Genomic DNA, 25,801 nt, shown 5'->3' with positions numbered 1-25,801 from the left:
TGCAGGAGAAGAACATGGCTGTTCAAGCGGGCAAGGATCTTTTGATCAAGGTGGATATGACCAGCGATGGTCAGTTCGAGACAATTGCAGGGCTGCGGGCCACACGGGTGAGCTTCAACGCGGAAACCGTGGACGTGACCACACTCGATTCCCAAGGCGGATGGCGGGAGTTGCTGGTGGGCGCCGGGGTCCGCTCGGCGGCGATCAGCGGGTCGGGGGTGTTTCGCGATGCCGGCACGGATGAACGCGCACGGCAGTTGTTCTTTGATGGGATGACGCCGGATTTTCAGGTCATCATTCCAGACTTCGGCGTGGTCGAGGGGCCGTTTCAGGTGAGCGCGATCGAATACGCCGGGTCGCTTAACGGAGAGGCGACGTTTGAGTTGAGCCTGCAATCGGCTGGGGAACTGGTCTTCACTCCCGACGTGGTGGTGTGAGCATGGGCAATCCTTGGCGTGGTGAGGTCTCCATCGTGATCGACGGGGAGCGGTATGAAGCGCGGCTGACCCTTGGCGCATTGGCTGAACTGGAGGCAGCGATGGAGGCTGACAGCCTGTTGGCGCTGGTGGAACGGTTCGAGGGGAACCGCTTTAGCAGCCGCGATGTGGTTGCGCTGTTGGCCGCAGGCCTGCGCGGTGGAGGGTCAAAGATCGACGCGGCGAAAATTGAACACGCGCAGATTGAGGGCGGACCGATGGCAGCGGCGCGGGCGGCGGCCGAGTTGCTGGCACGGGCCTTTACGGTGCAGGCATGAGCCAGGTGCCGTCTTTCGATTGGCCTGGGCTTATGCGTCTTGGTCTGTCGCGGCTGGCCCTGCGACCGGCTGAGTTCTGGGCGCTTACCCCTGCGGAGCTGCAATTGATGCTAGGCCCGGTTGGCGACACGGCTCCGCTTTTGAGCGAGGGATTGGCGGCGCTGATGGCGGCCTATCCGGATACAAAGAAAGGGGTCGAGTATGGCTGACTTTGATGATTTCGACGGGCTGGAGGATCGGGCTGCGGATTTGAACCAGACGCTGGCGCAGACCGGGGACTTGGTCTCAGGATTTGACGGCGAACTGCGGCGTATGCGGGCGTCTTTGGCCGCGACGGGCAAGGACGTGGCGACCTTGGAGAAAGGGCTGAGCCGTGGCCTGCGCCGCGCTTTTGACGGTGTGGTGTTTGACGGCGCCAAACTGTCGGACGCTCTGGGCGATCTGGCCAATTCGATGATCCGCTCGACCTACAATGCAGCAATGCGGCCAGTGACTGAGCATTTCGGCGGGATGATGAGCCAAGGCATTGGAAATGTGATGGAAAACCTGTTGCCCTTTGCACAGGGGGCTGCCTTCTCGCAGGGCAAAGTGCGCCCCTTCGCGCAGGGCGGCGTGGTGTCTCAGGCAACGGCTTTCCCGATGCGGGGCGGCGTTGGGATCATGGGCGAGGCGGGGCCTGAAGCAATCATGCCCTTGGCCCGGGGGGCGGATGGAAAGCTGGGGGTGCGCGGCGGAGGCGGCGGTGGCACGACCATTGTGATGAACATCAACACCCCCGATGTGCAGAGTTTCCAACGCAGCCAAAGCCAAATCGCCGCGCAGGTGAGCCGGGCGCTCAGCAGCGGCAACCGCAATCGCTGAAGTGGGCAGAGAAGAGAGGTGCAGGACATGCAATTTCACGACGTCAGATTCCCCCCATCCTTGAGTTTCGGCGCGCTTGGGGGGCCGCAGCGGCAGACCGAGGTTGTCACGCTGGCGAACGGCTTTGAAGAGCGCAACACGCCATGGGCCCATTCTCGGCGGAGCTATGACGCCGGGTTGGGGATGCGGTCTATCGACGATCTGCAAGAACTGGTCGCCTTCTTTGAAGCGCGTATGGGGCAGATGTACGCATTTCGCTGGAAAGACTGGGCCGATTACAAGTCCGGCAAGGCGGAGGTGCCGGTGGCCTTTGACGATCAAAGTATCGGTTTTGGCGACGGGGAAACGGCCAGTTTCCAGATTTACAAGACCTACCGTTCTGGCGGGCAGAGCTACCGGCGCCCCATTTCGAAGCCGGTTGCCGGAACGGTGCGTGTGGGGTTGGAGCAGGATGAGCTGCAAGAGGGTGTCGAATACGACGTTGACGCGGCGACTGGCATCATCACCTTTGCCCATCCGCCAGACCCGGCGGTTGAGATCTTTGCTGGCTATGAGTTTGACGTGCCGGTGCGGTTCAACACGGATCGTATCCTTGTGTCGGTCGAGAGCTTTCAGGCGGGTCAGGTGCCTGATGTGCCGGTGATTGAGGTGCGGGTCTGATGGCCGGGGTGGAGCCGTCCTTCGCGGCGCATTTGGGCAGCGGCGTGACAACGCTGTGCCATTGCTGGAGGTTGACGCGGGCGGATGGAGAAGTTTTCGCCTTTACCGATCACGACCTGCCGCTGCAGTTTGACGGCGTGACGTTTCGCGCCGACACCGGGTTGAGCGCGCGGGCCTTGGCGCAAACGACTGGCCTGTCGGTGGACAACACTGAGGCAATTGGCGCGCTTAGCGACCATGCGATCCGCGAAGATGAGATAGAGCAGGGCCGCTTTGACGGTGCGGAGGTGCAGGCTTGGTTGGTAAACTGGACAGACCCGGCGCAACGGCTCTTGCAGTTTCGCGGAAGCATTGGTGAGTTGCACCGCGCGGGCGGCAGTTTCCGCGCAGAGTTGCGGGGTCTGAGTGAACCGCTCAACCAGCCGATGGGGCGGGTCTATCAAAAACCCTGTTCTGCCGTATTGGGCGACGGCAACTGCGGGTTTGACGTGAGCGCGCCGGGCTATAGCGATGCGCGGACCGTCGAAACGGTGGAAGGGGCGCAGACATTTCGATGGGCCGACTTCGCAGGCTTCGACGACGGCTGGTTCGAGCGTGGTCGGTTGGATGTCTTGGATGGGCCTGCTGCCGGGCTTTGGGGGATGATCAAGCAAGATCGGTTTGAAGACGGCCAACGGGTCATCGAACTGTGGGAACCGATCCGGGGGCCGATGGCCACAGGGACCATGGTGCGGATCACCGCAGGCTGTGACAAGCGGATGGAGACCTGCCGGCTGAAGTTCAACAACCTCCTCAATTTTCAAGGATTTCCCGATCTTCCGGAGGATGACTGGATGATGGCGGTGCCGCAGTCTGATGGCGTGAATACCGGCGGGTCGCGGCGATGACTGAGGAGCGGTTGGTCATCGCAGCACGCCGTTGGATCGGGACACCATACGTCCATCAGGCCGCCACGCGGGGCGCGGGTTGTGATTGTCTGGGGCTGCTGCGGGGGCTGTGGCGCGAACTGCTGGGGGATGAGCCTGAGCCCGTCCCTGCCTATTCGATGGATTGGTCCGAGCCCCAAGGCGAAGAACAACTTTGGGCGGCGGTGCAGCGACACCTGCGGTCAAAGTCGCCCGAAGATATGGCAGCGGGAGATGTGCTGTTGTTTCGGATGCGGCACGGATCTGTGGCCAAACATCTTGGGTTACAGGCCAGCATCGCGCCCAAGCCTACTTTTATCCATGCCTATTCGGGCATGGGGTCGTGGAAAGCCCGCTGAGCGGGCCGTGGCGGCGGCGCATCGTGGCGCGATTTGAATTTCCTAAGGAGGTCACCTAATGGCAACGATTGTTCTTTCGGCTGCGGGCGCTGCTCTCGGCGGCTCTATTGGTGGCACTCTGGCCGGTCTGTCTTCGGTCGCGGTTGGTCGCGCGGTGGGTGCCACGCTGGGCCGCCTTGTCGATCAACGTCTGTTGGGCCAGGGCGGGCAAGCGGTAGAGACCGGCCGGGTTGACCGCTTTCGCCTGACGGGATCGGGAGAGGGCGAAGCGATTACGCAGCTTTATGGCCGTATGCGGTTGAGCGGTCATGTGATCTGGGCGTCGCAGTTCAAAGAAGATGTCAGCGTTAGCGGCGGCGGCAAGGGTGGGCCGCCGAAGCCCAAGACCACCAGCTATAGTTATACCGTCAGCCTTGCCATCGCCCTATGTGAGGGGGAGATCACCAGCGTTGGCCGGGTCTGGGCCGACGGTGTGGAGGTCGCGCCCGATGATTTGAACATGCGTGTCTATACAGGCAGCAGGGACCAGCAACCGGACCCGACAATTGCCGCGATCGAAGGCCGGGACCAAGTGCCTGCCTATCGCGGCACCGCCTATGTTGTCTTCGAAGATCTGCCGCTCGCGCAGTTTGGCAACCGGGTGCCGCAGTTTTCCTTTGAGGTAATGCGGCCTGAGCAGACCAGCACGCCGGGGTGGCAGCATGTGCCGCCCTTCGGGGTGAAGGGGGTGGCGTTGATCCCCGGAACGGGGGAATACAGTCTCGCAACAACGCCGGTGCATTATAGCAATGGACCGGGGGCGAATTGGTCGGCCAATATTAACACGCCCGCAGGCAAGACGGACTTTTCGGTGTCTCTGGAGAGCCTGACAGAGGAACTGCCTAAGTTGGAGGCCGCCTCGCTCGTGGTGTGCTGGTTCGGCAGTGATCTGCGCTGTGGCGAATGTCGCTTACGCCCTAAGGTGGAAGACGCCGAGATCGAGGGCGAAAACATGCCATGGGCCGTGTCCGGCCTATCGCGGAGCGCGGCAGAGGTTATCGCCACTTCGAATGATCGGCCGATCTACGGCGGCACCCCCGCCGATGCTGCGGTGGTGGAAGCGATCCAAGCGCTGCGGCAAGCGGGCAAAGCGGTAATGTTCTACCCCTTCATTCTGATGGATCAGACCGAGGGAAATGATCTGCCCGATCCCTACAGCGATGCTCTGTCTCAGCCCGCGTTGCCGTGGCGGGGGCGGATCACCCTATCGAAAGCGCCGGGCCGACCGGGCAGTCCAGATGGATCAGCGGTGGCGGAAGATGAAGTCGCGGCATTCTTTGGCACGGTCACGGCGGCGGATTTTACCATTTCCGGAGAGACGGTAAGCTACAGCGGGCCAGAGGAATGGAGCCTGTCACGGTTCATTCTGCACTATGCGGCACTTTGCGCCGCAGCGGGCGGGGTGGATGCCTTTTGCATTTCGTCCGAGATGCGCGGGATCACGCAGGTTCGCGGCGTTGGGAATGCCTTTGTTGCCGTGGCTGCACTGCGTCAACTGGCGGCTGAGGTGCGCGCTTTGCTCGGGCCTTCAGTCAAGATCAGCTATGCAGCGGATTGGTCGGAGTACTTTGGCTATCATCCGCAGGACGGCAGCGGGGACCTCTTCTTTCATCTCGATCCGCTTTGGGCGGATGACAATATCGATTTCATCGGGATCGACAACTATATGCCACTGGCCGATTGGCGCGATGGCGATGAACATCTGGACGCTGCTGAGTGGTCGTCGATCCATGAAGTCGACTACCTCAAAGCCAATATCGAAGGCGGCGAGGGATATGATTGGTACTATCATTCCCCCGAGGCCCGCGCGGCGCAGATCCGAACGCCGATCACCGATGGCGCCCACGGCGAACCTTGGGTCTACCGCTACAAAGATCTGCGCAATTGGTGGCGCAATTCGCACCATAACCGGATCAACGGGATACGGGACGCTGAGCCAACAGACTGGGTGCCGATGTCCAAGCCGATCTGGTTCACGGAATACGGCTGTGCGGCCATTGATAAGGGCGCTAACCAGCCCAATAAGTTTCTCGACCTGAAAAGCTCGGAAAGCGCCTTGCCGCGGTATTCCAATGGTGCGCGGGATGACCTGATGCAGATACAATATCTGCGGGCAATGTCCGAATATTGGAGCGATCCTGCCCATAATCCTATGTCAGAGGAATACGGGGGCCGGATGCTCGACCTGTTACGCGCCTTCGTTTGGGCTTGGGACATGCGGCCATTCCCGTATTTTCCAAACAACGTAGGACTGTGGAGCGATGGCGAAAATTATCCGCGCGGGCATTGGTTGAACGGGCGTGCTTCGGGGCGGACTTTGGCCTCCGTGGTCGGTGAGATTTGCCGACGGGCGGGGGTGGAGCATTTCGATACCTCGCAGCTTTTCGGCTATGTGCGCGGCTATGCGGTCGATCACGTGGGCGAAGGGCGACAGGCGTTGCAGCCTTTGATGCTGCGCTATGGTTTTGACGCGATAGAGCGGGCAGGGGTGCTAACATTTCAGATGCGCGACGGCGCGGACGCTATGCCGCTGGACCCGGCGGAGCTCGCCGTGAGTCCCGACCTCGCAGGGATCACCGAACAGCTTCGCGAAGCTGAGGCGGAAATCGCCGGTCGGGTGCGGTTGCGTTTCGTCGAAGCGGATGGCGACTTTGACGTTGTGTCCGAAGAGGCGGTTCTGGCGGATGAGGCGACCCATGCGGCCAGCGGGTCAGAGTTGAATATGGCCCTGACACGCGGCGAAGGGCGGCAGCTGGTCGAGCGCTGGCTGACAGAAAGCCGAGTTGCCCGCGAAACCGTCCGATTGGCGCTGCCACCATCGCGCATGGCGCTTGGCGCGGGGGATGTGATCGAACTGCCGGGCGACGGGCAGGAAGGCAGCGCACGCTACCGGATTGACCGGGTTGAAAAGGCAGGCGCGCTCTTGGTCGAGGGGGTGCGGATCGAACCGGAAGTGTATGACACCCTCCCATTTGATGCGCAGTTGGCGAGCCTGCGGCCCTTTGTACCGCCCGTGCCGGTGTTGCCGCACTTCATGGATTTGCCCTTGATGCGCGGGGATGAGGTGCCTTACGCGCCCCATTTGGCGGTGACCGCAAACCCATGGCCCGGATCGGTGGCGGTCTACCGTTCGGCCAGCGATAGCGATTATGCGTTGAACGGAATTCTACCCGCCCGCGCGACCATCGGAACGACAGGGACGCCTTTGCTAAAGGCGCCTTCGGGCTTGCTGGAGCATGGGCCGGTTCTGGAGGTCAAGTTGACCAGTGGCACTTTGCAATCGGTGAGCCGTGAGGCCCTGTTGAATGGGGCGAACCTTGCGGCCATCGGCGATGGAAGTGCAGACAATTGGGAGTTGTTTCAATTCGAGCAGGCCGAGCTGGTCGCCCCGCTCACCTATTGGCTGAGCGGGCGGCTTCGGGGGCAGGCGGGGACCGATGCCCTGATGCCTGACGCTTGGCCGGCGGAATCGGTTTTCGTCCTGATGGACGGCCATCCGCAACAGCTTGAACTTGGCCGCCATCAGCGGCGGGTGGCGCAGCACTACCGTATTGGACCCGCGCAAAGGCCAGTGGGCGATCCCTCCTATCTGCACCGACAACACGCCTTTGACGGCAATGGGCTGCGCCCCTATAGCCCCTGCCATCTGCGCAGTGAGACCGGTGCGAATGGGGATGTCCACATCAGTTGGGTCCGCCGCACCCGGGTCGACGGCGACCCTTGGGAGGGGCCTGACGTGCCTTTGGGCGAGGAACAAGAGAGCTATCTGGTCCGCGTAGCCGTCGGTAGCGAGCAGCGGCGCGAGGTTTTGCTAAACGCGCCAAATTGGTCCTACAGCAAGGCAGAACAGACAGCGGATGGGGTTGCCGCGCCTTTTTCCATTGAGGTAGCGCAGGTGTCAGCAGCCTATGGCGCGGGTTTGGCAGCGAGGCTTCAGGTCGTGCCGTGAGTGGTGAAATGCAGCCGACTCCGCGTCGCAAAGGCCGCATCCTCAATTCACGTTTCTGCGCGGGACGGATTTACAATTGGTCCCGCGCTGTTGCATGAGCTACTATGGCCTTAGCGCGAAGGACAGATGGACATGGCACAGACACGCAGTAGTATCTCAAAAATGGACCCGGTTTGGGATCGCATCCAGCAAGAAGCCGAGGCCACGGTGCGCGATGAGCCGTTGATGGGCGGCTTTGTCCATGCCTGTATTTTGCACCATAAGTCCATTGAAAACGCACTGTCTTACCGTATTGCGGCCAAGCTGTCTTCGAATGAAATGTCGATGATGGTGGTGCGCGAAATGGTAGAAGAGGCCTATGCCGAAGACGCCGACCTGGTCACTGCCGCACGCGCTGATTTACGCGCAGTCTATGATCGCGACCCGGCCTGCCATCGCCTATTGCAGCCGATCTTGTATTACAAAGGGTATCAGGCTGTGCAGGCTTACCGGGTTGGGCATCATCTCTATACCAAGGGGAAACGCGATCTGGCCTACTTCATCCAAATGCGGGTGAGCGAGATTTTCGGCGTTGATATTCACCCTGCGGCAAGGCTCGGCAAAGGGATCATGATCGACCACGCCCATTCCATCGTGATCGGCGAAACGGCTGTGGTCGGGGACAATGTCTCAATGCTGCACTCGGTGACGCTTGGTGGGACGGGTAAGGAAGAAGAGGATCGCCACCCAAAGATCGGCGATGGGGTTTTGATCGGCGCAGGCGCGAAGGTACTGGGCAACATCAAGATCGGCCATTGCAGCCGTATCGCCGCGGGCTCGGTGGTGTTAGAAGAAGTGCCGGCCTGCAAAACCGTGGCAGGCATCCCTGCGCGGATCGTGGGAGAGGCGGGTTGTGATCAGCCGTCAATGTCGATGAACCATCTGTTTGGTCCAGACTACGAATAGGTTTTACTGTCAGCACTAATTCAAAAAGCCGGAGCATTTGCTCCGGCTTTAATTTTGTAAGTGCCGACCTACCGGCGGAGTTGAGGGTTGTCGGCCCCCAAACTCCGCAAAGTATTTCTGGCCAAAGAGACTGCGTCGATCAGGCCAACATAACCATCGGGTTTTCGAGGTTCTCGACAATTGCGTTCAGCAATTCCGCGCCCAATGCTCCGTCAATCACGCGGTGGTCCACGGATAGGGTCACCGACATCACAGTGGCGGCGGTGATCTCACCATCCTTGCCGATGACCGGTTTCTTAACGCCTGCACCCACCGCAAGGATTGCGCCATGCGGTGGGTTGATGACCGCGTCAAAGTTGTCGATGCCGAACATGCCGAGGTTAGAAATCGCAAAGCTGCCGCCCTGATACTCATGCGGTGCGAGCTTGCGGTCGCGGGCACGGGTGGCGAGGTCTTTCATCTGGGCCGAGAGGGTCGAGAGCGACTTGCTGTCGGCGTCCTTCAACACGGGGGTAAAGAGACCGCCTTCGATGGCCACGGCCACGGCCACGTCCGAAGGTTTCAGCTTGAGAATGCGATCCCCGGCCCAGACGGCATTTGCGTCGGGCACAGATTGCAGCGCCAGCGCGCAGGCCTTGATGATGAAGTCGTTGACCGAGAGCTTCACCCCGCGCGAGTCCAACTGCTTGTTCAGATCGCTGCGGAAGGAGAGCAGCGCGTCGATCTGGATGTCGCGACGCAGGTAGAAATGCGGGACCGTCTGCTTGGCCCCGGTAAGGCGCGCGGCGATGGTCTTGCGCATCCCGTCGAGTTTGACCTCCTCGACCTCGCGGTCTTCGTACATTTTGCGCACGGCGTCTGCCGAGGGACCCGCGGGGGCCGGCTGCGCAACCGGGGCCGCGTCCTTCGAGGCGGCGGGGGTATCTGCCTTGGCAGCCGTTGGCTGGGCATTCTCGACATCCGCTTTCACGATCCGACCGCGCGGGCCGCTGCCCTCGATTTGCGACAGGTCGAGACCCTTGTCCGCGGCGATGCGGCGGGCGAGGGGGGAGGCGAAGATGCGCTCGCCCTTGTCGGTCTTGGGCGCGGCGGGGGCCTTGGTATCGCTTTTGACCGGCGCGTTGTTGGCATCCGTCGCACCGCGGCCATAGCCCGCTTCCGGCGTTTCGGCCTCGGCGGCTTTCGGCGCTTCCTCGGCCTGCGGTTTCGCGTCCTTGGTGGGGGCGGAGGACGTGTCGATGTCGTCCGCGCTTTCGCCTTCTTCAAGCAGCACGGCGATCGGCGTGTTCACCTTCACGCCTTCGCTGCCCTCGTCGATCAGGATCTTGCCGATGGTGCCTTCATCGACAGCTTCGAATTCCATCGTGGCCTTGTCGGTTTCAATCTCGGCCAGAATGTCGCCGGAGGAGACCTCGTCGCCTTCCTTGACCAGCCATTTGGCGAGCGTGCCTTCCTCCATCGTAGGCGAAAGGGCGGGCATGAGAATTTCTGTGGGCATGATCCGCTCCTTACCGGTAGGTGACTTGTTTCACGGCTTCAATCACCTCATCCGTGGTGACAAGCGCGTGTTTTTCGAGGTTGGCGGCATAGGGCATTGGCACGTCCTTGCCGGTGCAGTTGATGACCGGAGCGTCTAGGTAGTCAAACGCCTCTTGCATGATGACGCTGCTGATGTAGCCGCCGACCGAGCCCTGCGGCCAGCCTTCTTCGACGGTGACGCAGCGGTTGGTTTTCATCACCGATTTCAGCACCGAGTCAGTGTCCATCGGGCGCAGGGTGCGCAGGTCGATGACCTCTGCCTCGATACCCTCTTCGGCGAGTTTCTCTGCTGCCTCAAGCGCATAGGTCATGCCGATGCCGAAGCTGACGATGGTGACGTCGTTGCCTTCGCGCCAGATGCGGGCCTTGCCGAAGGGGACCGTGTAATCCTCGACATCCGGTACATCGAAACTGCGGCCATAGAGAATTTCGTTCTCAAGGAAGATCACAGGGTTCGGGTCGCGGATCGCGGTTTTCATTAAGCCTTTGTAATCGCTTGCCGAATAGGGCATCGCGACCTTGAGGCCGGGGATCTGCATGAACCATGCGGCGTAGTCTTGGCTATGCTGCGCCGCCACGCGGGCGGCGGCACCGTTGGGGCCACGGAACACCATAGGAGCGCCCATCTGGCCGCCGGACATATAAAGTGTTTTCGCTGCCGAGTTAATGATTTGGTCCATCGCCTGCATGGCGAAGTTAAAGGTCATGAACTCGACAATAGGGCGCAGACCGCCAAAGGCCGCACCTACGCCAACGCCTGCAAAACCATGCTCGGTGATCGGCGTGTCGATCACACGTTTCGCGCCGAACTCGTCCAGCAGACCTTGCGAGATTTTATAGGCCCCTTGGTACTCGGCCACTTCCTCGCCCATGAGAAAGACATCCTCGTCGCGGCGCATTTCTTCGGCCATGGCGTCGCGCAGCGCTTCGCGCACGGTTTGCTGCTTCATCGGCGTGCCTTCGGGCCAGTCGGGGCTGGTGTCGGGCTCGGGCTGTTTCTTGCCCTCAGCGGGCGTCTCGCGGCCCTCGTTCGAGGATTTCGCCTGCGCGGGCTTGGCCTCGTCATTCTTGTCTTCGGAGGGGGCGGATTTCGCCGTGTCGATGTCGTCTGCGCTTTCGCCTTCTTCGAGCAGCACGGCGATGGCGGTGTTCACCTTAACGCCTTCGGTGCCTTCCTCGATCAGGATTTTGCCAATGGTGCCTTCGTCGACGGCTTCGAATTCCATCGTGGCCTTGTCGGTTTCGATCTCGGCCAGAATGTCACCGGAGGAGACTTCGTCGCCCTCCTTGACCAACCATTTGGCCAGCGTGCCTTCTTCCATGGTGGGGCTGAGGGCGGGCATGAGAATTTCAGTTGCCATTGCTTCAGGCCTCCTGCGGAACTTCGGTTGCGTAGATGTCGGTCCAGAGCTCGTCGAGATGCGGCTCTGGGCTTTCCTTGGCGAAATCGGCGCTTTCGTTCACGATCTTCTTGATCTCCTTGTCGATGGCTTTGAGATCGTCCTCGCTGGCGTGGTTGCCCTCCAGCAGCAGGGTGCGCACGGCCTCAATCGGGTCACGCTCGTCGCGCATTTTCTGGACCTCTTCGCGGGTGCGGTATTTTGCCGGGTCGGACATAGAGTGGCCGCGATAGCGGTAGGTTTTGATCTCAAGAATATAGGGGCCGTCTTTGCGGGCATGTGCCACCGCCTTCTGGCCAGCTTCCTTGACGGCCAGCACGTCCATCCCGTCCACCGCTTCGCCGGGGATGCCGAAAGCCTTGCCGCGCTCCCAAATCTCTGCCGAAGAGGTCGAGCGCTGCTGCGAGGTCCCCATAGCGTATTGGTTGTTTTCAATGACAAAAACCACCGGGAGCTTCCACAGGGCGGCCATGTTAAAGGTCTCATAGACCTGACCTTGGTTCGCCGCACCATCACCAAAATAGGTAAAGGTGACGCGCCCGTTGTCCTTGTACTTATCGGCAAATGCGAGGCCCGCACCGAGCGGTACCTGTGCTGCAACGATGCCATGACCGCCGTAAAAATGCTTCTCTTTCGAGAACATATGCATCGAGCCGCCCTTGCCCTTGGAATAGCCCCCTTCGCGGCCCGTAAGCTCAGCCATCACGCCGTTGGGGTCCATGCCGCAGGCCAGCATATGACCGTGATCGCGGTAGGAGGTGATGCGCTTGTCACCTTCCTCAGCCGCTGCTTCGAGCCCGACGACGACAGCTTCTTGACCGATGTAGAGGTGGCAGAACCCGCCGATCAGCCCCATGCCATAGAGTTGTCCCGCCTTCTCCTCAAAGCGCCGGATCAACAGCATGTCGCGGTAATAGCTGGTTAACTCCTCCGCCGAGACATTGGATTTCTTGCTCGATTTCTTTGCGGCCATGGACGTCTCCTCCGTCGGCTCTGGTCAGGTGCCAAAAGTAGTTTAGCGTTAAACTATTCTCTAGCGCATTCCGCGCTGGATTGCGAGAGACTTTGTAAACTGGCGTGCGTATCGGTTCTGGCAAGCCGAAGTGGGCCAGAAGAACGGAAGAATTGCAACCTTACAGAAAGGAAGATTAGCGGATGACGATCTCGTCCGTGCGCACCATGCCTAGAACTTTGCGCGCGCGCTCATCAAGCAGATCAAGGTCGAGGTAGTCGTCAGACAGGCGCTTGGTAAGGTTTTCCATCCGGGCGACTTCGGCCCGGACTTCTTCAAGACGCGCGCTTAGCTTTTGGTTCTCGGCTACGATCTCCGTCCGGCGGAACAGCCCGAAATCCCCTTGCACGGCGGCAAAGGTAAAATACAGGCTCAGCGCGAAGGCGATCGCGAAGAACAGTAGGGTACCGAATGCGGGGCGGGTGCTGCGCGTCATGTCTCTGCCTCTGTCGCCTCTTACCGGGCGTGCAACCTTTATGGCACAGGCGATTCGCTCAGGGGAACCCCTCGCACGCCTATGCCATAGGATATTAACCAGTTTTTCGGCAGGCGTGACTTATCCGCCAAGGGCCGCGACGCCGGGCAGGGTTTTGCCCTCCATCCATTCAAGGAACGCGCCGCCAGCGGTGGAAATATAGGTGAAGTCCTCGGCCACGCCTGCTTGGTTGAGTGCTGCAACCGTGTCCCCGCCGCCCGCGACCGAGGTCAGCGTGCCATCACGAGTCTGCTTAGCGGCCGCGCGGGCAGCGGCGACGGTTGCCGTGTCGAATGGCGGGATTTCAAAGGCGCCCATTGGACCGTTCCAGATCAGCGTGCGCAGTCCGGCAAAGGCGGTCTCGACCAGTGCGACCGTGTCGGGGCCAGCGTCCAGCACCATTTGATCGGAGGCCAACTTGGCATCGGGGCCAAGCTGGGCCACCTCATGCGCGGCCCCTTTGGCAAACTCACGCGCGACCAGGCCGTCCACCGGCAAGATCACCCGGCAGCCTGCTTTTTCAGCCTGCGCCATGATGTCGTTCGCGGTGTCGAAGTAATCCGGCTCTTGTAGCGACTTGCCCAGATCAGCGCCGAGGGCTGCCAAGAAGGTATTCGCCATGCCGCCGCCGATGACCAGCAGATCGAGCTTGTTCACGAGGTTTTCCAGCAGCGCGATCTTGGTCGAGACCTTGGCCCCACCGACCACGGCCCCAACCGGGCGTTCGGGTTTGGCCAATGCCTTCTCTAGCGCCGAGAGTTCGGCCTGCATCAAGCGGCCTGCACAGGCGGGCAGCAGTCGCGCCAGCGCTTCGGTTGAGGCATGGGCACGGTGGGCAGCAGAGAAGGCGTCGTTGCAATAGATATCGCCCAGATCCGCCAGTTGGCCGGCAAAATCAGCGTCATTGACCTCTTCGCCGGGATAGAAGCGGATGTTTTCCATGAGTTGCAGATCGTCTTCTGCCGTGGCTGCGGCCTCCAGCGACGGCACAAAACTCACATCGCGGTCCAATGCCTCTTTCAGCGCGGGCAGGATCTGCTTGAGGCTCATCGCATCGACGGCTTTGCCCTTGGGACGCCCAAAGTGCGCCAGTAGCGTGACCTTGCCGCCGCGCGAGAGGATGTCGTTTACCGTGGGGACGATCCGCTCAATCCGGGTGGCGTCGGTCACGCGGCCATCCTCAACCGGCACGTTGATGTCCACGCGCAGCAGTACGCGTTTGCCGTTCAGATCCATGTCGTCCAGCGTTTTCCAGCCCATCACTCTTCTCCCGTTCAATCACTTGCGCTGTGTTTTGCTGTTATCGGGCGTGACGTCAATGCGCGGCTTGGCAATCGCCGCCAAGCCGCCTAGGTATCTGGCAAAGATTAACTGAAGGATTGCCCAATGGCCGAGATCAAAGACCCCGAAAACACCATCCTGATGGAGCTGAAAGGCGGCACCGTCACCATCGAACTGATGCCCGACCTTGCGCCCAAGCATGTCGAGCGGATGAAGGAACTGGCCCGCGCCGGGAAATACGACAATGTCGCTTTCCACCGCGTGATCGAAGGTTTCATGGCCCAGACCGGCGATGTCGCCAACGGCAATATGGAAGACAACTTCAACCTGCGCGCGGCTGGCACCGGCGGCTCCGACCTGCCGAACCTGCCGGCGGAATTCTCTAAAGTTCCACATGCTCGCGGCACCATCGGTGCGGCCCGTTCGGCCAACCCCGACAGCGCCAACAGCCAGTTCTTCATCAACTTCAAAGACAATGACTTCCTCAACGGTCAGTACACCGTTTACGGGCAGGTCATTTCCGGCATGGAGCACGTCGACGCGATCACACGCGGTGAGCCGCCTGCGAACCCCGACCGCATGATCTCCGTCAAGGTGGCCGCAGATGCGTAAGCTGGCAACCACCAGCGCGGTTTTCGCGCTCCTCGGCACGGCGGCGATGGCCACCGGGCTTGAGATCGAGGTCGCGGGCGAGGCGAATGGCACGATCAAGATCGACCTGCTCGAAGACGTAGCCCCCAACCACGTCGCGCAGATCACCGAACTGGCCGAAGAAGGCGCCTATGACGGTGTGGTCTTTCACCGCGTGATCGACGGCTTCATGGCGCAGACAGGTGACGTGCAATTTGGCAAATCCGGCGGCGATACCGCGCGTGCTGGCATGGGCGGGTCCGAGAAGCCGGACCTCAACGCAGAGTTCTCGGACATCGCTTATGAAAAGGGCGTTGTCGGTATGGCCCGCAGCCAGAGCCCGGACAGCGCCAACAGCCAGTTCTTCATCATGTTCGACGAGGCACCTTTCCTCAATGGCCAATATACGGTCGTTGGTAAAGTGACCGAAGGCCAAGACGTGGTGGACGCCATCAAACGTGGCACAGGCCCGAATGGTGCGGTGGTAGGCACGCCCGATGTGATGAAAACCGTCACCGTGACCGAGTAACAACTGTTCCCGATTGCGTGGGGTGGGCTTGCTTGCCCACCCCCCTGTGCGCCAAGCTGGTCAGATGATCAGACTATGCGCCATTGTTTTGACCCTTGGCCTTGCGGCCATGCCCGCCACTGCCGATCCCGCCCGCTGGCAGGGGGAGTGGCCTCAGACTGATTTCACAAAAACAAGTATCACCGATTGGGCTGAGATCATCTCAGGTGGCCCGCCGAAAGACGGTATTCCTGCACTCGATGCGCCTGCGTTCCGAACCGCTGCCTCTGAGACCCGCATCGCCCCGCGCGAGCCGGTCATCACGGTTGAGATCGACGGAGCCAAGCCGCGGGCCTATCCGATTCGCTATCTGACGTGGCATGAGATCGTGAACGACACGGTCCAAGGTCGCCCCATTGCCGTGACCTTCTGCCCGCTGTGCAATTCTGCGCTGGTCTTTGACCGTCGCGTTGCCGGGCAAGTGTTGCGCTTTGGCGTCTCGGGCAAGCTGCGTCATTCAGATATGGTGATGTATGACCGCGAGACGCAAAGCTGGTGGCAACAGGCAGAGGGTCGCGCCATCGTCGGGGCGCTGACAGGCACCGAGCTAAAGCACTTGCCAAGCTGGCTGGAAAGCTGGGCCGATTACACCGCGCGTCATCCGGATGGGCTGGTGATGGAGGAGCCGTCCTACAACCGCGCCTATGGGCGCAACCCGTACCGTGGCTATGATTCGTCGGCCAGACCCTTCCTCTACGACGGCGCTCAACCGCCCCACGGTATTGCGCCGCTGGAACGCGTGGTTCGCGTTGGGGAGCGGGCGTGGCGGCTCAACCGACTGGCCGAGGAGGGAGAGGTGCGTGAGGCCGGTGTGACCATCACATGGCGGGCAGGGCAGGCCTCTGCGCTGGATGCGGGGCAGATCAGCGAAGGGCGCGACGTCGGCAGCATCCGTGTGCGCGACAGCGCCGGACGCGATGTGCCGCATGACGTGATGTTCGCTTTCGCCTTTGATGCGTTCTGGCCGAACGGCACTTGGATGTTGGGGCGCTAAGCGAGTCTGACGAACCGCCCCCCCAAACGATACCCTAGAACGAAAACGAGCGCCGCAGTTGCCTGCGACGCCCGTGCATTCTTGGACCCAGTCGCGGGCTTAGGAAGCTGGGTTCGGCTTTTGCGCAGGGGCAGACTTTGCGCCGGGGTTCAGCGGATCGTCCTGACGCTGCACCGAGCCTTCGAAATGCGCGCCGGATTCGATTGCGATGGTCTTGTGGATGATGTCACCCTCAACCCGTGCGGTCGATGTCAGACGCACTTTGAGGCCACGGACACGGCCCACGATACGGCCATTGATCACCACATCATCGGCAACCACTTCGCCCTTGATCGTCGCGGTCTCGCCAATGGTCAACAGATGCGCGCGGATGTCGCCCTCAACCGTGCCTTCGACCTGAATATCGCCGGTGGTTTTCATGTTGCCGGTCACATGCAGATCGGAGGACAGTACAGAAGCAGGCGGCTTTGCCTTCGGGGCGCTGGCCTTGAATTCGTTCTGCTTGGGCGCGGCAGGGGCCGCTGTGTGACCAGAAGAGGCCGGCTTGTTCGCATCGGCATCATTGGGCGCGGGATCGTTGATTTTGCTCTTAGAAAACATCGTTTGCAGCCTTGATATAGATCATGGGATTGACAGCTTTGCCACCTACGCGGACTTCATAATGGAGATGAACACCGGTGACCCGTCCTGAGGCACCCATATCACCGATATGTTGCCCGCGCGAGACTCTTTGACCAACTTTCACGCGAAGCTTGGACATATGCGCGTAGCGGGTCTCAATGCCAAACTCATGCTGGATCTTGACCAAACGGCCGTAGCCCGAGGACCAACCCGCATGGGTCACGACCCCATCGGCCGTGGCATAAAGCGGCGTGCCCATGCCTGCGGCAAAATCTACACCCTTGTGCATCCGGCGCCCGCCGGTTTTGGGGTCGCGGCGATAGCCGAACTGGCTGGTAAAGCGGAAGGCGTTTTTCACCGGGTTGGCAAAGGGCGCTTTTTCAGCGGCAATACGGTAGAGGTTCAAGCGGTCCATCTGGTCCAGCAGCTTGTTCGCGCGGCGGGTGTCGGCGCTCAGCTCTTCACCCCGTGTCGAGAAAGACAGCGGCGTCATCGGGCCGCCCTGACCGGAATAGCCCCGGCGCACGGTGGCGAGGATGCGGTCGGTCGGCATGCCCGCGCTGCGGAACATTTTGTCCAACGGCGCGACAGAGACGCTCATCGCCTCTTCCAACTGGCGAAAGATCGCGTCGTTCTGATCGCGCATCAAAGCAATTTCCTGCGCCATCTCATCAGCCTGCAACAGCGCATCCTGTGCATCCACCACGACCTTATCACGCTCTGCCGCAGTGCGGGCCAAGGCTTGGGCCAGAAAATCAACCGGCGCTTGGTTGGCATCGGCGCGGACGCTGCCCGCTTCGCCATTTTCGATGCTGCCCTGCAATTCGGCGAGCTTCAGACGTGCCGTCTGGCGGTCCTTCATCGTGTCGCGCAGGGTGGATTGGATGACCTCGATCCCGGTCTCAAGCTCGCGCCGGCGGGTTTCAGAGGACAGCAGTTCAGACTGCATCACCGAAATCTGCTTCAGCGCCGCGTTAAAGCGGTCTTGCGCGGCAAGGGCTTCTTCGGCGCGTAGATCCCGTTGAGCGGAAAGCTCGTTGAGCCGCGCTTGATAGGTGCGCTGGTCGCGTTTGGCCTGCTCGCGGAAATTGCCAGAGCCGATGCTGTCCATCAAGATGATCGCCGTGGCGATGATCGCCCAGGAAATCAGAAACGCAGACCCAGCAAAGCCGATCACCTGAGTCGCCGGGCGCAGGCGAATGAAACGGGTATCGCTGTCAGATTTTAGAAAGACTCGTCGTTCGGGGAAGTAATGCTCCAGCAAAGCATTGGTCTTAATGGCAAGCCGTGTGCGCACGTTGTCGTCCTTATCCCGTCCCTCGCCGCGGGGGGAGCCGTCCACGCCCGGACCCGCGTCCCGAACGTCAATAGCCAGCCTATCACAAGGGGGCAACCCTGTTGGTCGTTTGCAACAGTCTGCTCACACAGGACTCCGCCGATGGGCGATCAGAGTGGCAAAAATCCGCCGATACCAATCACTTGCCTGTCTGGCTTAGGCGGCGTCCGGCCCGCCGCTGGCTGTCAGGGGCCAGTAAAAGTCCGGTGGAATCCCCGCTTCAGCCCGCTTTTCTTCGTTAAACGGTGGCTTCAAATCGCCGTGGAAATACTTGCGGACAAGGGCATGGAAACGGTCTTTCGGGTCTTCATCATGGCGACCACAGAGGAAGTGAAACCATTTGCTACCATAGGCCACGTGGGCGACTTCTTCGGCATAGATCGTTTCCAGCGCCGCCACAGCGTTATCGGCCTTAGCCTTGCGGAAAATCTCAATCATGCCCGGTGTCACATCAAGGCCACGCGCCTCCAACACCATCGGCACCACGGCGAGACGGCCCATCAGATCATCCACCGTATCCTCGGCTGCACGCCACATGCCAGCATGGGCGGGCAGGGCGCCATAATGGCTGCCCATCTCTTCCAGGCAGTCGCACATCAGGTTGAAATGTTTCGATTCGTCGTCGGCGGCCTTTACCCAATCGTCATAGAACCCCAGCGGCAGCGGCACATGGGAGAACCGCGCGATCACGTCCCAATGCAGGTCCACCGCGTTCAATTCGATATGCGCCACCGCGTGAAGCAGTGCCGCGCGGCCCTCGGGCGTGCCGGGGCGGCGGCGCGGCACTTCGCGAGGGGAGAGTAATTCGGGTTTTGCGGGGCGGGCTGGGTGCAAGGGCGGATCGGCGCGGCCCACCTCGGGGCGTTCGCCAGCCGCGCGGGCCGAAAGCCACTGCGCCGCATAGGCGCGTGACAGCGCCGTCTTTTCGCGGCCATCCGCCGTGCGCAGCACCGCTTCGGCCATCTCCGCCAGCGGCATCATGCGCCACGCACCGCGTCGAGCACGGCATCCACATGGCCCGGCACCTTCACCTTGCGCCAGACCTGCGCAATCTGGCCTTCAGCGTCGATCAGATAGGTCGCCCGTTCAATGCCCATGGATTTCTTGCCGTACATGTTTTTCTCGACCCAGACCTCATAGGATTCGGTCACCGCGCCATCGGTGTCCGACAGCAGCGGCACCGTCAGCGCATGTTTGGCGGCGAACTTCTCGTGTTTGTCCATGCTATCGCGCGAAATGCCAAAGACCTGCGCACCGGCTTCGACGAATTCCGCCAAACGCTCAGAAAAGCCGATCGATTCCTTGGTGCAGCCGGGCGTGTCGTCGCGCGGATAGAAGAACAGCACCACGGGCGCGCCGCGTAGATCAGACAGGGTCACATCACCGCCGCCGGTAACGGGCAGGGTGAAATCTGGGGCCGGTTGGCCGGGCTGTGGGCCGATCTGTGACATGGCGCGGTTCCTTTGGCTTGTGAAGCATCATTGAGGGCTGTCATACTGCATCTGATTTGACAACGTCAAAGCAGCCCCAGCCGCCCCAGCCGAACCGGAGCCCGATGAGCGACGCGCCCCCTCCCACTTCGCCCGACCCATCAGGCAAAGCGCGCGCGCCTCGCCGGTCTTTGCGGCGTGCGGGGCTGTGGTCGCTGGTGGCCTTGGTGCTGCTGGCGGCGCTGGCCACGGGGGCGGCGGTCTATTTCACCGGACGGACGATACCCGCGCCGTTGTGGGTGCAGGAACGTATCGAAACCCGGATCGCCAGTGCGTTGCCCCAAGCGCGGGTGCATTTCGGCGCTATGGAGTTTGTCGTGGACGAAGGCTGGCGGCCCCGTGTGCGTCTGCAAGACATTTCAGTGACCACGCCCGAGGGCGATGAGATCGTCAGCTTCAACGAGTTCAAGGCCAGCCTGTCGATGCGCTCATTACTTAACGGCGTGGTGCAGCCCCGCGAAATCGCGCTGTCGGGCGTGGTCGCCAAGCTGCGGCGCGGCACGGATGGGCGGGTGAGCCTGAGCGCGGGGGCCGGGATTGCACCGCCCGAGCGCGAGGCCGCGACTTTGCCTGAATTGATCGGGGAGATCGACAAACTGCTTGCCGCCCCCGCGCTTTCGGCCCTGCGGTCGGTGGAGTTGCGCGCCCTGACTTTGCGCTTTGAAGATGCCCGTGCAGGCCGCGCTTGGACCGGCGATGGCGGGCGTCTGCGCCTGTCGCGTGAGGGCGCGCAGTTGGACCTGTCGGCAGACCTTGCGGTGCTCAGCGGCGGCGCGGGGGTGGCGACGCTCTCGGCCAATTACAGCAGCCGGATCGGCCAGAACGCGGCGACGTTCGGTGTCACATTCGACGACATCGCGGCGGGGGACATCGCCGCACAGGGGCCGGCATTCTCGTGGCTTGAAGTGCTTAACGCGCCCATCTCAGGCGCGGTGCGCAGCGGGATCGACAGTTCGGGCCGTTTCGCGCCGATCAGTGCCGCGTTGCAGATCGGGGCGGGCGCGGTGCAGCCCAATGCCCAGACCAAGCCGATCCCTTTTGAGGGTGCGCACAGTTATTTCAGTTACAACCCCGCCCGGCAGACGCTGCGGTTTGACGAGATGTCGCTTAATAGCAAATGGGTGTCGGGGCAGGTGACGGGCACGGCGCAATTGGGTGCTGTGACAGGGGGGATTCCGGGCAAGCTCACCGGGCAGTTCACCCTGCGAGACCTCAAGGCCAACCCAAAGGATGTCTATCCCGAACCGGTGGCGCTGGATCAGGCCGACATCGACTTTCAGCTTAGCCTCAACCCGTTTCGCCTGAGCCTTGGCCGGGTGGAACTGCGCGACGGGCCGCGCAGCCTGCATTTGGACGGGACGTTAACCGCCGATCCGAAGGGTTGGAAACTGGCGCTTGATGGCGCGATGAATGCGCTAAAGCCAGATCGGCTGCTGGCGTTCTGGCCCAAAGGGATCAAGCCCAAGAGCCGGAAATGGGTGGAGGAAAACCTCTACGCAGGCGAAATGCGCAACCTCGATATTGCCCTGCGCACAGCACCAGGAAAAGCGCCGCAGACCTATGTGGCCTTTGACTATTCCGGTGCCGAGGTGCGGTTCCTCAGAACTTGGCCCCATATCACCGAAGGGCGCGGCCATATGAGCCTGCTCGACAACCGTCTTGTCGTGACCGTGGACAGGGGCGAGGTGATCGCGCCGCAAGGCGGCGCTGTGGCGCTCGGAGGCTCGTCCTTTATCATCCCCGATGTCCGCGTCAAAGACGGCAGCCCGGCGGTGATCCGGCTCCACACACGCTCGACCCTGACCGCCGCGCTGTCGCTCCTGAACCAAGCGCCGATGCAAGTGATGGACAAGGCCGGTCTGCCGGTGACGCTAGCGGATGGGGAGGCTGTGCTCAGCGGTACGCTGGCGCTGCCGTTGAAAAAGGGCGGCAAACCGTCGGACGTGCGCTATCACGTGGCAGGGGAGCTGCTGTCGGTCGCCAGTGACACGCTGGTCAAAGACCGCAGCCTGCGGGCGCGGAAAATGACGATTACGGCAGACAATGACCGGGTGAGCATCGGCGGAGAAGGGTTGATCGATGGTGTCGCCTTTGAGGGGCAGTGGTCCCAAGCGATCGGGCCGGGGTCAGATGAGAGTCGTCTGACAGGCAAGGTCGCACTGGACCCTGCCGCACTCGACGCTTTTGGCATCGCCCTGCCGCCCGGCAGTGTTCGGGGCAGCACCACGGGGCAGATCACGGTAGATTTGAAAAAGAACACCCCGCCGCGCTTTACCTTGGAAAGCAATCTTTCGGGGTTGGGTGTCTCCATTCCCCAGTTAACGTGGTCCAAAGCCCCCGCCACCAAAGGCGAGTTGCGCATTGCCGGGCGTTTGGGCAAGACGCCGGACATCGAAGCCCTACAACTCACCGCGCCCGGACTGCGACTGGCCGGGTCAATCGCGCTCAAGCCAGATGGATCGCTGGACCGGGTGCGGATTGACCGATTGCGCCGGGGCGATTGGCTCGACATTCCGGTGGAACTGGTGGGCCAAGGCAAGGGCAAGCCGCTTCAGGTCGTCTTGGGCGGCGGCACGTTGGACATGCGCCGGGCGGAATTCGGCCCGTCGCAAGGCGGGCAGCCCGGCCCACCGATGCAGGTGCGGCTGAACCGCTTGCAGATCACCGATACGATTTACCTGACCGATGTGGCGGGCAGCTTTGACACCGCCAAGGGGATGGACGGCTCATTCCAAGCACGCCTCAACGGCGGCACCCCGGTTCAGGGGCGGCTCTTGCCCCAAGGCGGGCGTAGTGCGGTGCGGGTGGTGTCGGACGATGCGGGCGGGGTGCTGCGCTCGGCCGGGCTGGTCAAACAGGTGGTCGGCGGCAACCTCTCGCTGACTCTGCTGCCCGTGGGTGCGGGCGGGGCCTTTGACGGGCAACTCAATGTCAACGGCGTGCGGATCAAGGACGCCCCGGCCATCGCGGCGCTGCTGAATGCGGTCTCGGTGGTCGGTCTGGTCAATGAGCTGAATGGGGACGGTATCTATTTCGACGATGTAGAGGCGAGTTTTCGGCTGACGCCGAACAGTTTGGTTCTGACGCAAGCCAGTGCCGTGGGCGCGTCGATGGGGCTGTCGATGGACGGGATCTATCGGCTGGATGAGGGGGTGATCGACATGCAGGGGGTGATCTCTCCGGTCTATCTGTTCAACGGGATCGGATCGCTGTTCACCCGCAAAGGCGAGGGTTTGATCGGGTTTAACTACCGGCTGACCGGGCCTGCGAAAAAGCCCGCAGTCTCAGTCAACCCGCTCTCGGCGCTGACGCCCGGCATGTTCCGCGAGATCTTTCGTAGGCCCGCCCCGGCGGTGCCCGAGGTGCGGGGCCAAGCGAATCCGGTTGCCCGGGTGCCAGAGGACCGCTAAGCGCCGAGGCGACAGTTGACGCCAGCCAGCCGGGATGCCGCCATGAAACTTTCAGATTTTGATTTCGATCTGCCCGAAGACCTGATCGCCACACGCCCCGCCAACCCGCGTTCCTCAGCGCGGCTGCTGGTGGCCGAGGGCGCCCAACTGCACGACCAACGCGTGACGGACCTGACAGACTGGCTGCGCCCCGGCGACCGCTTGGTGCTGAACGACACCCGCGTGATCCCGGCACGGCTTTCGGGCCTGCGCCACCGCGCCTCGGCCCAGGGCAATGTGCAGGCCAAGATCGAAGTGACCCTGCTGGAGCCGCGAGGCGATGGCACATGGTCGGCGTTGATCAAACCGCTGCGCAAGCTGAAGATCGGCGAGGAAGTGATCTTCTCCGACGACCTCCGCGCCACGTTGGAGGCGGTGGAAGACGGGCAGGGGCATCTGCGGTTTAACTGCACAGGTGATGATTTCGACGCCGCACTCAATGCCGCGGGTGCCATGCCGCTGCCGCCCTATATCGCTGCCAAACGTGCGGCAGATGCGCGGGACATGACCGACTATCAGACGGTCTTTGCCCGCCACGCGGGGGCGGTCGCGGCGCCCACGGCTTCGCTCCATTTCGATGAAGCGCTGCTGGCGGCGCTTGGCGAGAAGGGCGTCGACTTCAGCCATGTCACCCTACATGTGGGCGCGGGGACCTTCCTGCCGGTCAAGGTTGACGACATTTCGGACCACAAGATGCACGCCGAATGGGGCAAGGTCAGCGCCAAGGCCGCCGAGGAGATCACCGCCACCCGCGCCGCCGGGGGCCGGGTGATCCCTGTCGGCACCACGGCGCTGAGGCTGATCGAGACGGCGGCGCGGGGCGGAGAGATTGCAGCTTGGGAAGGCGACACCGATATTTTCATCACGCCCGGTTTCACCTTTAACGTGACTGACGGGCTAATGACGAATTTCCACCTGCCCAAGTCCACCCTGATGATGCTGGTCTCTGCCCTCATGGGTGTACAGGCGGTCAAAGACATCTACGCCCATGCCATCGCGCAGAAATACCGCTTCTTTTCCTATGGCGATTCCTCCCTTCTGCTGCCCGAGACGCAAAAACCCGCTTGAATGTCGTATCAGGGGATGACTAGCCTGCAATAGGGGTTCATGGGAGGGCCGGGGCGAACAAGGAAACGGCCAAATGATTCAAGTGGTTTCAAGCGCATGGGCGCTTTTGCTGGGCATGTGCCTGCTGATGGTCGGCAACGGCATGCAAGGCACTTTGCTGGGTATTCGCGGCGGCATTGAGGGGTTCTCGACCCTGCAAATGTCGATCGTCATGTCGGCCTATTTCCTGGGCTTCCTTGGCGGCTCGCGGATGGCACCGGGCATGATCCGCCGGGTCGGGCATGTGCGGGTCTTTGCGGCGCTGGCCTCTCTGATCTCAGCCGTGATGATCATTTATCCGACGTTTCCAAACACAATCGTTTGGTCCCTTGGCAGAGTGCTGATCGGCTTTTGCTTCTCAGCCGTATACGTCACCGCTGAAAGCTGGCTGAACAATGCGGCCACCAATGAAAACCGCGGGCAAGCGCTCTCGGCCTATATGATCGTTCAAACATTGGGCATCGTGATCGCGCAGGCGCTGCTTCTGACCGCTGACCCTTCGGGTTTCGTACTTTTTGTCATCCCCTCGGTGCTGGTGAGCATCGCGGTTACGCCGATCCTCTTGTCGATCAGCCCCACACCGCCCTTTGACACCACCAAACCCATGAGCCTGCGCACCCTCATGGAGTTCTCGCCATTGGGCTGCGTCGGCATGTTCCTTCTGGGCGGAGTTTTCTCGGCGCAGTTCGGCATGGCTGCGGTTTACGGCGCCGAAGCGGGGCTCAGCGTTGGACAGATTTCACTTTTTGTGGCGATGTTTTTCGTGGGCTCGGTGATCTTGCAATATCCGATCGGTTGGATCTCGGACCGCATGGACCGCCGCAGCCTGATCGTGATCGTAGCAACCCTCGGCGGCATCGGTTCGGTCATCGGCATGATGCTTGGCCATGTCTTCCCAATCCTGCTCGCCACGGCCTTTCTGGTCGGGGGCATGTCGAACCCGCTTTATTCGCTGCTCATGGCCCACACGAATGACTTTCTGGAACACGAGGACATGGCCTCGGCCTCTGGCGGCATGATATTTATCAACGGCTTAGGGGCGGTGTTAGGGCCGGTGATCACGGGTTGGATGATGGGCACATCGCTCGGACCGGGGGGCTTTTACCTCTTTACCGCCGTGCTCTTTGCCGCGCTCGCGGGATATGCGTCCTATCGTAAGACGCAGCGTGCTGCCGTTCCGGTCGACGAGACAGGCAACTACGTGCCGATCTACCCCTCTGCCACCCGCGTGGCGGTGGAGATCGCGCAGGAATATGCCATTGAATCAGAACAGGATGCTGAGGAAGCCGAGGCGGAGGAAAATGACACCTCGGCGAAAAACGGCCCCTGATAGCGATAACTATGTCGCTGTTGATACAATTCGTGACTGGGCTTTTGGGGTAAGACGTTCCTAACATTGGAATTAGCCCGAAGCACGGCATAGGCCG

General features: G+C 61.5%; 23 protein-coding genes and 1 pseudogene. 15 read left to right on the top strand and 9 right to left on the bottom strand.

The features are described 5' to 3' along the window. Positions 1-14 precede the first annotated feature (14 nt). The 9 genes and pseudogenes from HTT03_RS04545 to cysE all read left to right on the top strand — a co-directional run bounded on the left by HTT03_RS04545 (position 15) and on the right by cysE (position 8,472). Complete coding sequence (locus tag HTT03_RS04545) at positions 15-437, top strand: phage major tail protein, TP901-1 family (RefSeq protein ID WP_174858669.1); 423 nt, start codon at positions 15-17, stop codon at positions 435-437. Between the two features lie 2 nt (positions 438-439). After that, positions 440-754, top strand: coding sequence for a gene transfer agent family protein (locus HTT03_RS04540; protein WP_174858668.1), 315 nt, complete (start codon positions 440-442; stop codon positions 752-754). After that, positions 751-963: a rcc01693 family protein gene (locus tag HTT03_RS04535; protein WP_174858667.1), complete on the top strand. Its 213-nt coding sequence runs from the start codon at positions 751-753 to the stop codon at positions 961-963. The genes HTT03_RS04540 and HTT03_RS04535 overlap by 4 nt, the downstream gene beginning before the upstream one ends. Further along, on the top strand, positions 956-1,615 hold the full coding sequence (locus HTT03_RS04530) for a phage tail tape measure protein (RefSeq protein ID WP_174858666.1): 660 nt from the start codon (positions 956-958) through the stop codon (positions 1,613-1,615). The genes HTT03_RS04535 and HTT03_RS04530 overlap by 8 nt, the downstream gene beginning before the upstream one ends. A gap of 27 nt (positions 1,616-1,642) precedes the next feature. Next, positions 1,643-2,275, top strand: a complete 633-nt coding sequence (locus HTT03_RS04525) for a DUF2460 domain-containing protein (protein ID WP_174858665.1) — start codon at positions 1,643-1,645, stop codon at positions 2,273-2,275. Then, positions 2,275-3,162, top strand: a complete 888-nt coding sequence (locus HTT03_RS04520; protein ID WP_174858664.1) for a DUF2163 domain-containing protein — start codon at positions 2,275-2,277, stop codon at positions 3,160-3,162. Before HTT03_RS04525 ends, HTT03_RS04520 begins: the two co-directional genes overlap by 1 nt. After that, positions 3,159-3,598, top strand: a pseudogene (locus tag HTT03_RS04515) (NlpC/P60 family protein). Before HTT03_RS04520 ends, HTT03_RS04515 begins: the two are co-directional and overlap by 4 nt. Continuing rightward, positions 3,598-7,527 (top strand): baseplate multidomain protein megatron, encoded by a 3,930-nt coding sequence (locus HTT03_RS04510; protein ID WP_174858663.1) that lies wholly within the window; start codon positions 3,598-3,600, stop codon positions 7,525-7,527. The pseudogene HTT03_RS04515 and the gene HTT03_RS04510 overlap by 1 nt, the downstream one beginning before the upstream one ends. A gap of 132 nt (positions 7,528-7,659) precedes the next feature. Further along, entirely contained in the window at positions 7,660-8,472 is an 813-nt protein-coding gene (gene cysE, locus HTT03_RS04505; protein WP_174858662.1) for a serine O-acetyltransferase, read from the top strand. A 139-nt stretch (positions 8,473-8,611) separates the two neighbouring features. On the opposite strand, the gene HTT03_RS04500 is transcribed toward cysE, so the two are convergent. From HTT03_RS04500 to HTT03_RS04480, 5 genes are all read right to left on the bottom strand, one after another. Then, positions 8,612-9,970: a pyruvate dehydrogenase complex dihydrolipoamide acetyltransferase gene (locus HTT03_RS04500; RefSeq protein WP_174858661.1), complete on the bottom strand. Its 1,359-nt coding sequence runs from the start codon at positions 9,968-9,970 to the stop codon at positions 8,612-8,614. Between the two features lie 10 nt (positions 9,971-9,980). Beyond that, complete coding sequence (locus HTT03_RS04495; RefSeq protein WP_174858660.1) at positions 9,981-11,372, bottom strand: pyruvate dehydrogenase complex E1 component subunit beta; 1,392 nt, start codon at positions 11,370-11,372, stop codon at positions 9,981-9,983. A gap of 4 nt (positions 11,373-11,376) precedes the next feature. Beyond that, positions 11,377-12,384: a pyruvate dehydrogenase (acetyl-transferring) E1 component subunit alpha gene (pdhA, locus tag HTT03_RS04490; protein ID WP_174858659.1), complete on the bottom strand. Its 1,008-nt coding sequence runs from the start codon at positions 12,382-12,384 to the stop codon at positions 11,377-11,379. 175 nt (positions 12,385-12,559) lie between these two features. Next, positions 12,560-12,859 (bottom strand): FtsB family cell division protein, encoded by a 300-nt coding sequence (locus HTT03_RS04485; RefSeq protein ID WP_174858658.1) that lies wholly within the window; start codon positions 12,857-12,859, stop codon positions 12,560-12,562. 120 nt (positions 12,860-12,979) lie between these two features. Next, a complete protein-coding gene (locus HTT03_RS04480; RefSeq protein WP_174858657.1) occupies positions 12,980-14,158 on the bottom strand; it encodes a phosphoglycerate kinase in 1,179 nt (392 codons plus the stop codon). A 126-nt stretch (positions 14,159-14,284) separates the two neighbouring features. On the opposite strand from HTT03_RS04480, the gene HTT03_RS04475 reads away from it, so the two are divergent. The 3 genes from HTT03_RS04475 to HTT03_RS04465 all read left to right on the top strand — a co-directional run bounded on the left by HTT03_RS04475 (position 14,285) and on the right by HTT03_RS04465 (position 16,371). Continuing rightward, a complete protein-coding gene (locus tag HTT03_RS04475; protein WP_174858656.1) occupies positions 14,285-14,791 on the top strand; it encodes a peptidylprolyl isomerase in 507 nt (168 codons plus the stop codon). Next, a complete protein-coding gene (locus HTT03_RS04470; protein WP_174858655.1) occupies positions 14,784-15,338 on the top strand; it encodes a peptidylprolyl isomerase in 555 nt (184 codons plus the stop codon). Before HTT03_RS04475 ends, HTT03_RS04470 begins: the two co-directional genes overlap by 8 nt. A 64-nt stretch (positions 15,339-15,402) precedes the next feature. After that, complete coding sequence (locus HTT03_RS04465) at positions 15,403-16,371, top strand: DUF3179 domain-containing protein (protein ID WP_174858654.1); 969 nt, start codon at positions 15,403-15,405, stop codon at positions 16,369-16,371. A gap of 99 nt (positions 16,372-16,470) precedes the next feature. Here HTT03_RS04465 and HTT03_RS04460 read toward each other — a convergent pair whose 3' ends face one another. The 4 genes from HTT03_RS04460 to HTT03_RS04445 all read right to left on the bottom strand — a co-directional run bounded on the left by HTT03_RS04460 (position 16,471) and on the right by HTT03_RS04445 (position 19,779). After that, positions 16,471-16,971, bottom strand: a complete 501-nt coding sequence (locus HTT03_RS04460; RefSeq protein WP_174858653.1) for a bactofilin family protein — start codon at positions 16,969-16,971, stop codon at positions 16,471-16,473. Next, a complete protein-coding gene (locus tag HTT03_RS04455) occupies positions 16,961-18,289 on the bottom strand; it encodes a DUF5930 domain-containing protein (protein ID WP_174858652.1) in 1,329 nt (442 codons plus the stop codon). Before HTT03_RS04455 ends, HTT03_RS04460 begins: the two co-directional genes overlap by 11 nt. Before the next feature lie 195 nt (positions 18,290-18,484). Continuing rightward, positions 18,485-19,309: a ferritin-like domain-containing protein gene (locus HTT03_RS04450; RefSeq protein WP_174858651.1), complete on the bottom strand. Its 825-nt coding sequence runs from the start codon at positions 19,307-19,309 to the stop codon at positions 18,485-18,487. Next, entirely contained in the window at positions 19,306-19,779 is a 474-nt protein-coding gene (locus tag HTT03_RS04445) for a peroxiredoxin (protein WP_174858650.1), read from the bottom strand. Before HTT03_RS04445 ends, HTT03_RS04450 begins: the two co-directional genes overlap by 4 nt. Before the next feature lie 104 nt (positions 19,780-19,883). On the opposite strand from HTT03_RS04445, the gene HTT03_RS04440 reads away from it, so the two are divergent. The 3 genes from HTT03_RS04440 (at position 19,884) to HTT03_RS04430 (ending at position 25,704) form a co-directional block, all read left to right on the top strand. Beyond that, positions 19,884-23,228: a YhdP family protein gene (locus HTT03_RS04440; protein ID WP_174858649.1), complete on the top strand. Its 3,345-nt coding sequence runs from the start codon at positions 19,884-19,886 to the stop codon at positions 23,226-23,228. A 42-nt stretch (positions 23,229-23,270) separates the two neighbouring features. After that, the gene (queA, locus tag HTT03_RS04435) at positions 23,271-24,335 is read left to right on the top strand and encodes a tRNA preQ1(34) S-adenosylmethionine ribosyltransferase-isomerase QueA (protein WP_174858648.1); all 1,065 of its coding nucleotides are present in this window, start codon (positions 23,271-23,273) and stop codon (positions 24,333-24,335) included. Between the two features lie 73 nt (positions 24,336-24,408). Next, on the top strand, positions 24,409-25,704 hold the full coding sequence (locus HTT03_RS04430) for an MFS transporter (RefSeq protein WP_174858647.1): 1,296 nt from the start codon (positions 24,409-24,411) through the stop codon (positions 25,702-25,704). The last annotated feature ends 97 nt before the right edge of the window (positions 25,705-25,801 follow it).

The sequence above is a fragment of the Sulfitobacter maritimus genome (genome assembly GCF_013346665.1).
In the GTDB taxonomy this organism is placed as follows: Bacteria; Pseudomonadota; Alphaproteobacteria; order Rhodobacterales; family Rhodobacteraceae; genus Sulfitobacter; species Sulfitobacter maritimus.
Note: the sequence above shows the minus strand (reverse complement) of the source record. Positions and strands in the feature narration are given on the sequence as shown.

What these genes read in the sequence shown, in the direction of transcription:
- HTT03_RS04540 (WP_174858668.1), top strand. Translation starts at nt 440, where the DNA reads ATGGGCAATCCTTGGCGTGGTGAGGTCTCCATCGTGATCGACGGGGAG.
- HTT03_RS04475 (WP_174858656.1), top strand. Translation starts at nt 14,285, where the DNA reads ATGGCCGAGATCAAAGACCCCGAAAACACCATCCTGATGGAGCTGAAA.
- HTT03_RS04445 (WP_174858650.1), bottom strand. Translation starts at nt 19,779, where the DNA reads ATGTCACAGATCGGCCCACAGCCCGGCCAACCGGCCCCAGATTTCACC.
- HTT03_RS04470 (WP_174858655.1), top strand. Translation starts at nt 14,784, where the DNA reads ATGCGTAAGCTGGCAACCACCAGCGCGGTTTTCGCGCTCCTCGGCACG.
- cysE (WP_174858662.1), top strand. Translation starts at nt 7,660, where the DNA reads ATGGCACAGACACGCAGTAGTATCTCAAAAATGGACCCGGTTTGGGAT.
- HTT03_RS04495 (WP_174858660.1), bottom strand. Translation starts at nt 11,372, where the DNA reads ATGGCAACTGAAATTCTCATGCCCGCCCTCAGCCCCACCATGGAAGAA.
- HTT03_RS04485 (WP_174858658.1), bottom strand. Translation starts at nt 12,859, where the DNA reads ATGACGCGCAGCACCCGCCCCGCATTCGGTACCCTACTGTTCTTCGCG.
- HTT03_RS04500 (WP_174858661.1), bottom strand. Translation starts at nt 9,970, where the DNA reads ATGCCCACAGAAATTCTCATGCCCGCCCTTTCGCCTACGATGGAGGAA.
- HTT03_RS04535 (WP_174858667.1), top strand. Translation starts at nt 751, where the DNA reads ATGAGCCAGGTGCCGTCTTTCGATTGGCCTGGGCTTATGCGTCTTGGT.
- HTT03_RS04510 (WP_174858663.1), top strand. Translation starts at nt 3,598, where the DNA reads ATGGCAACGATTGTTCTTTCGGCTGCGGGCGCTGCTCTCGGCGGCTCT.
- HTT03_RS04530 (WP_174858666.1), top strand. Translation starts at nt 956, where the DNA reads ATGGCTGACTTTGATGATTTCGACGGGCTGGAGGATCGGGCTGCGGAT.
- HTT03_RS04525 (WP_174858665.1), top strand. Translation starts at nt 1,643, where the DNA reads ATGCAATTTCACGACGTCAGATTCCCCCCATCCTTGAGTTTCGGCGCG.
- queA (WP_174858648.1), top strand. Translation starts at nt 23,271, where the DNA reads ATGAAACTTTCAGATTTTGATTTCGATCTGCCCGAAGACCTGATCGCC.
- HTT03_RS04440 (WP_174858649.1), top strand. Translation starts at nt 19,884, where the DNA reads ATGAGCGACGCGCCCCCTCCCACTTCGCCCGACCCATCAGGCAAAGCG.
- HTT03_RS04480 (WP_174858657.1), bottom strand. Translation starts at nt 14,158, where the DNA reads ATGGGCTGGAAAACGCTGGACGACATGGATCTGAACGGCAAACGCGTA.
- pdhA (WP_174858659.1), bottom strand. Translation starts at nt 12,384, where the DNA reads ATGGCCGCAAAGAAATCGAGCAAGAAATCCAATGTCTCGGCGGAGGAG.
- HTT03_RS04450 (WP_174858651.1), bottom strand. Translation starts at nt 19,309, where the DNA reads ATGATGCCGCTGGCGGAGATGGCCGAAGCGGTGCTGCGCACGGCGGAT.
- HTT03_RS04430 (WP_174858647.1), top strand. Translation starts at nt 24,409, where the DNA reads ATGATTCAAGTGGTTTCAAGCGCATGGGCGCTTTTGCTGGGCATGTGC.
- HTT03_RS04520 (WP_174858664.1), top strand. Translation starts at nt 2,275, where the DNA reads ATGGCCGGGGTGGAGCCGTCCTTCGCGGCGCATTTGGGCAGCGGCGTG.
- HTT03_RS04460 (WP_174858653.1), bottom strand. Translation starts at nt 16,971, where the DNA reads ATGTTTTCTAAGAGCAAAATCAACGATCCCGCGCCCAATGATGCCGAT.
- HTT03_RS04545 (WP_174858669.1), top strand. Translation starts at nt 15, where the DNA reads ATGGCTGTTCAAGCGGGCAAGGATCTTTTGATCAAGGTGGATATGACC.
- HTT03_RS04465 (WP_174858654.1), top strand. Translation starts at nt 15,403, where the DNA reads ATGATCAGACTATGCGCCATTGTTTTGACCCTTGGCCTTGCGGCCATG.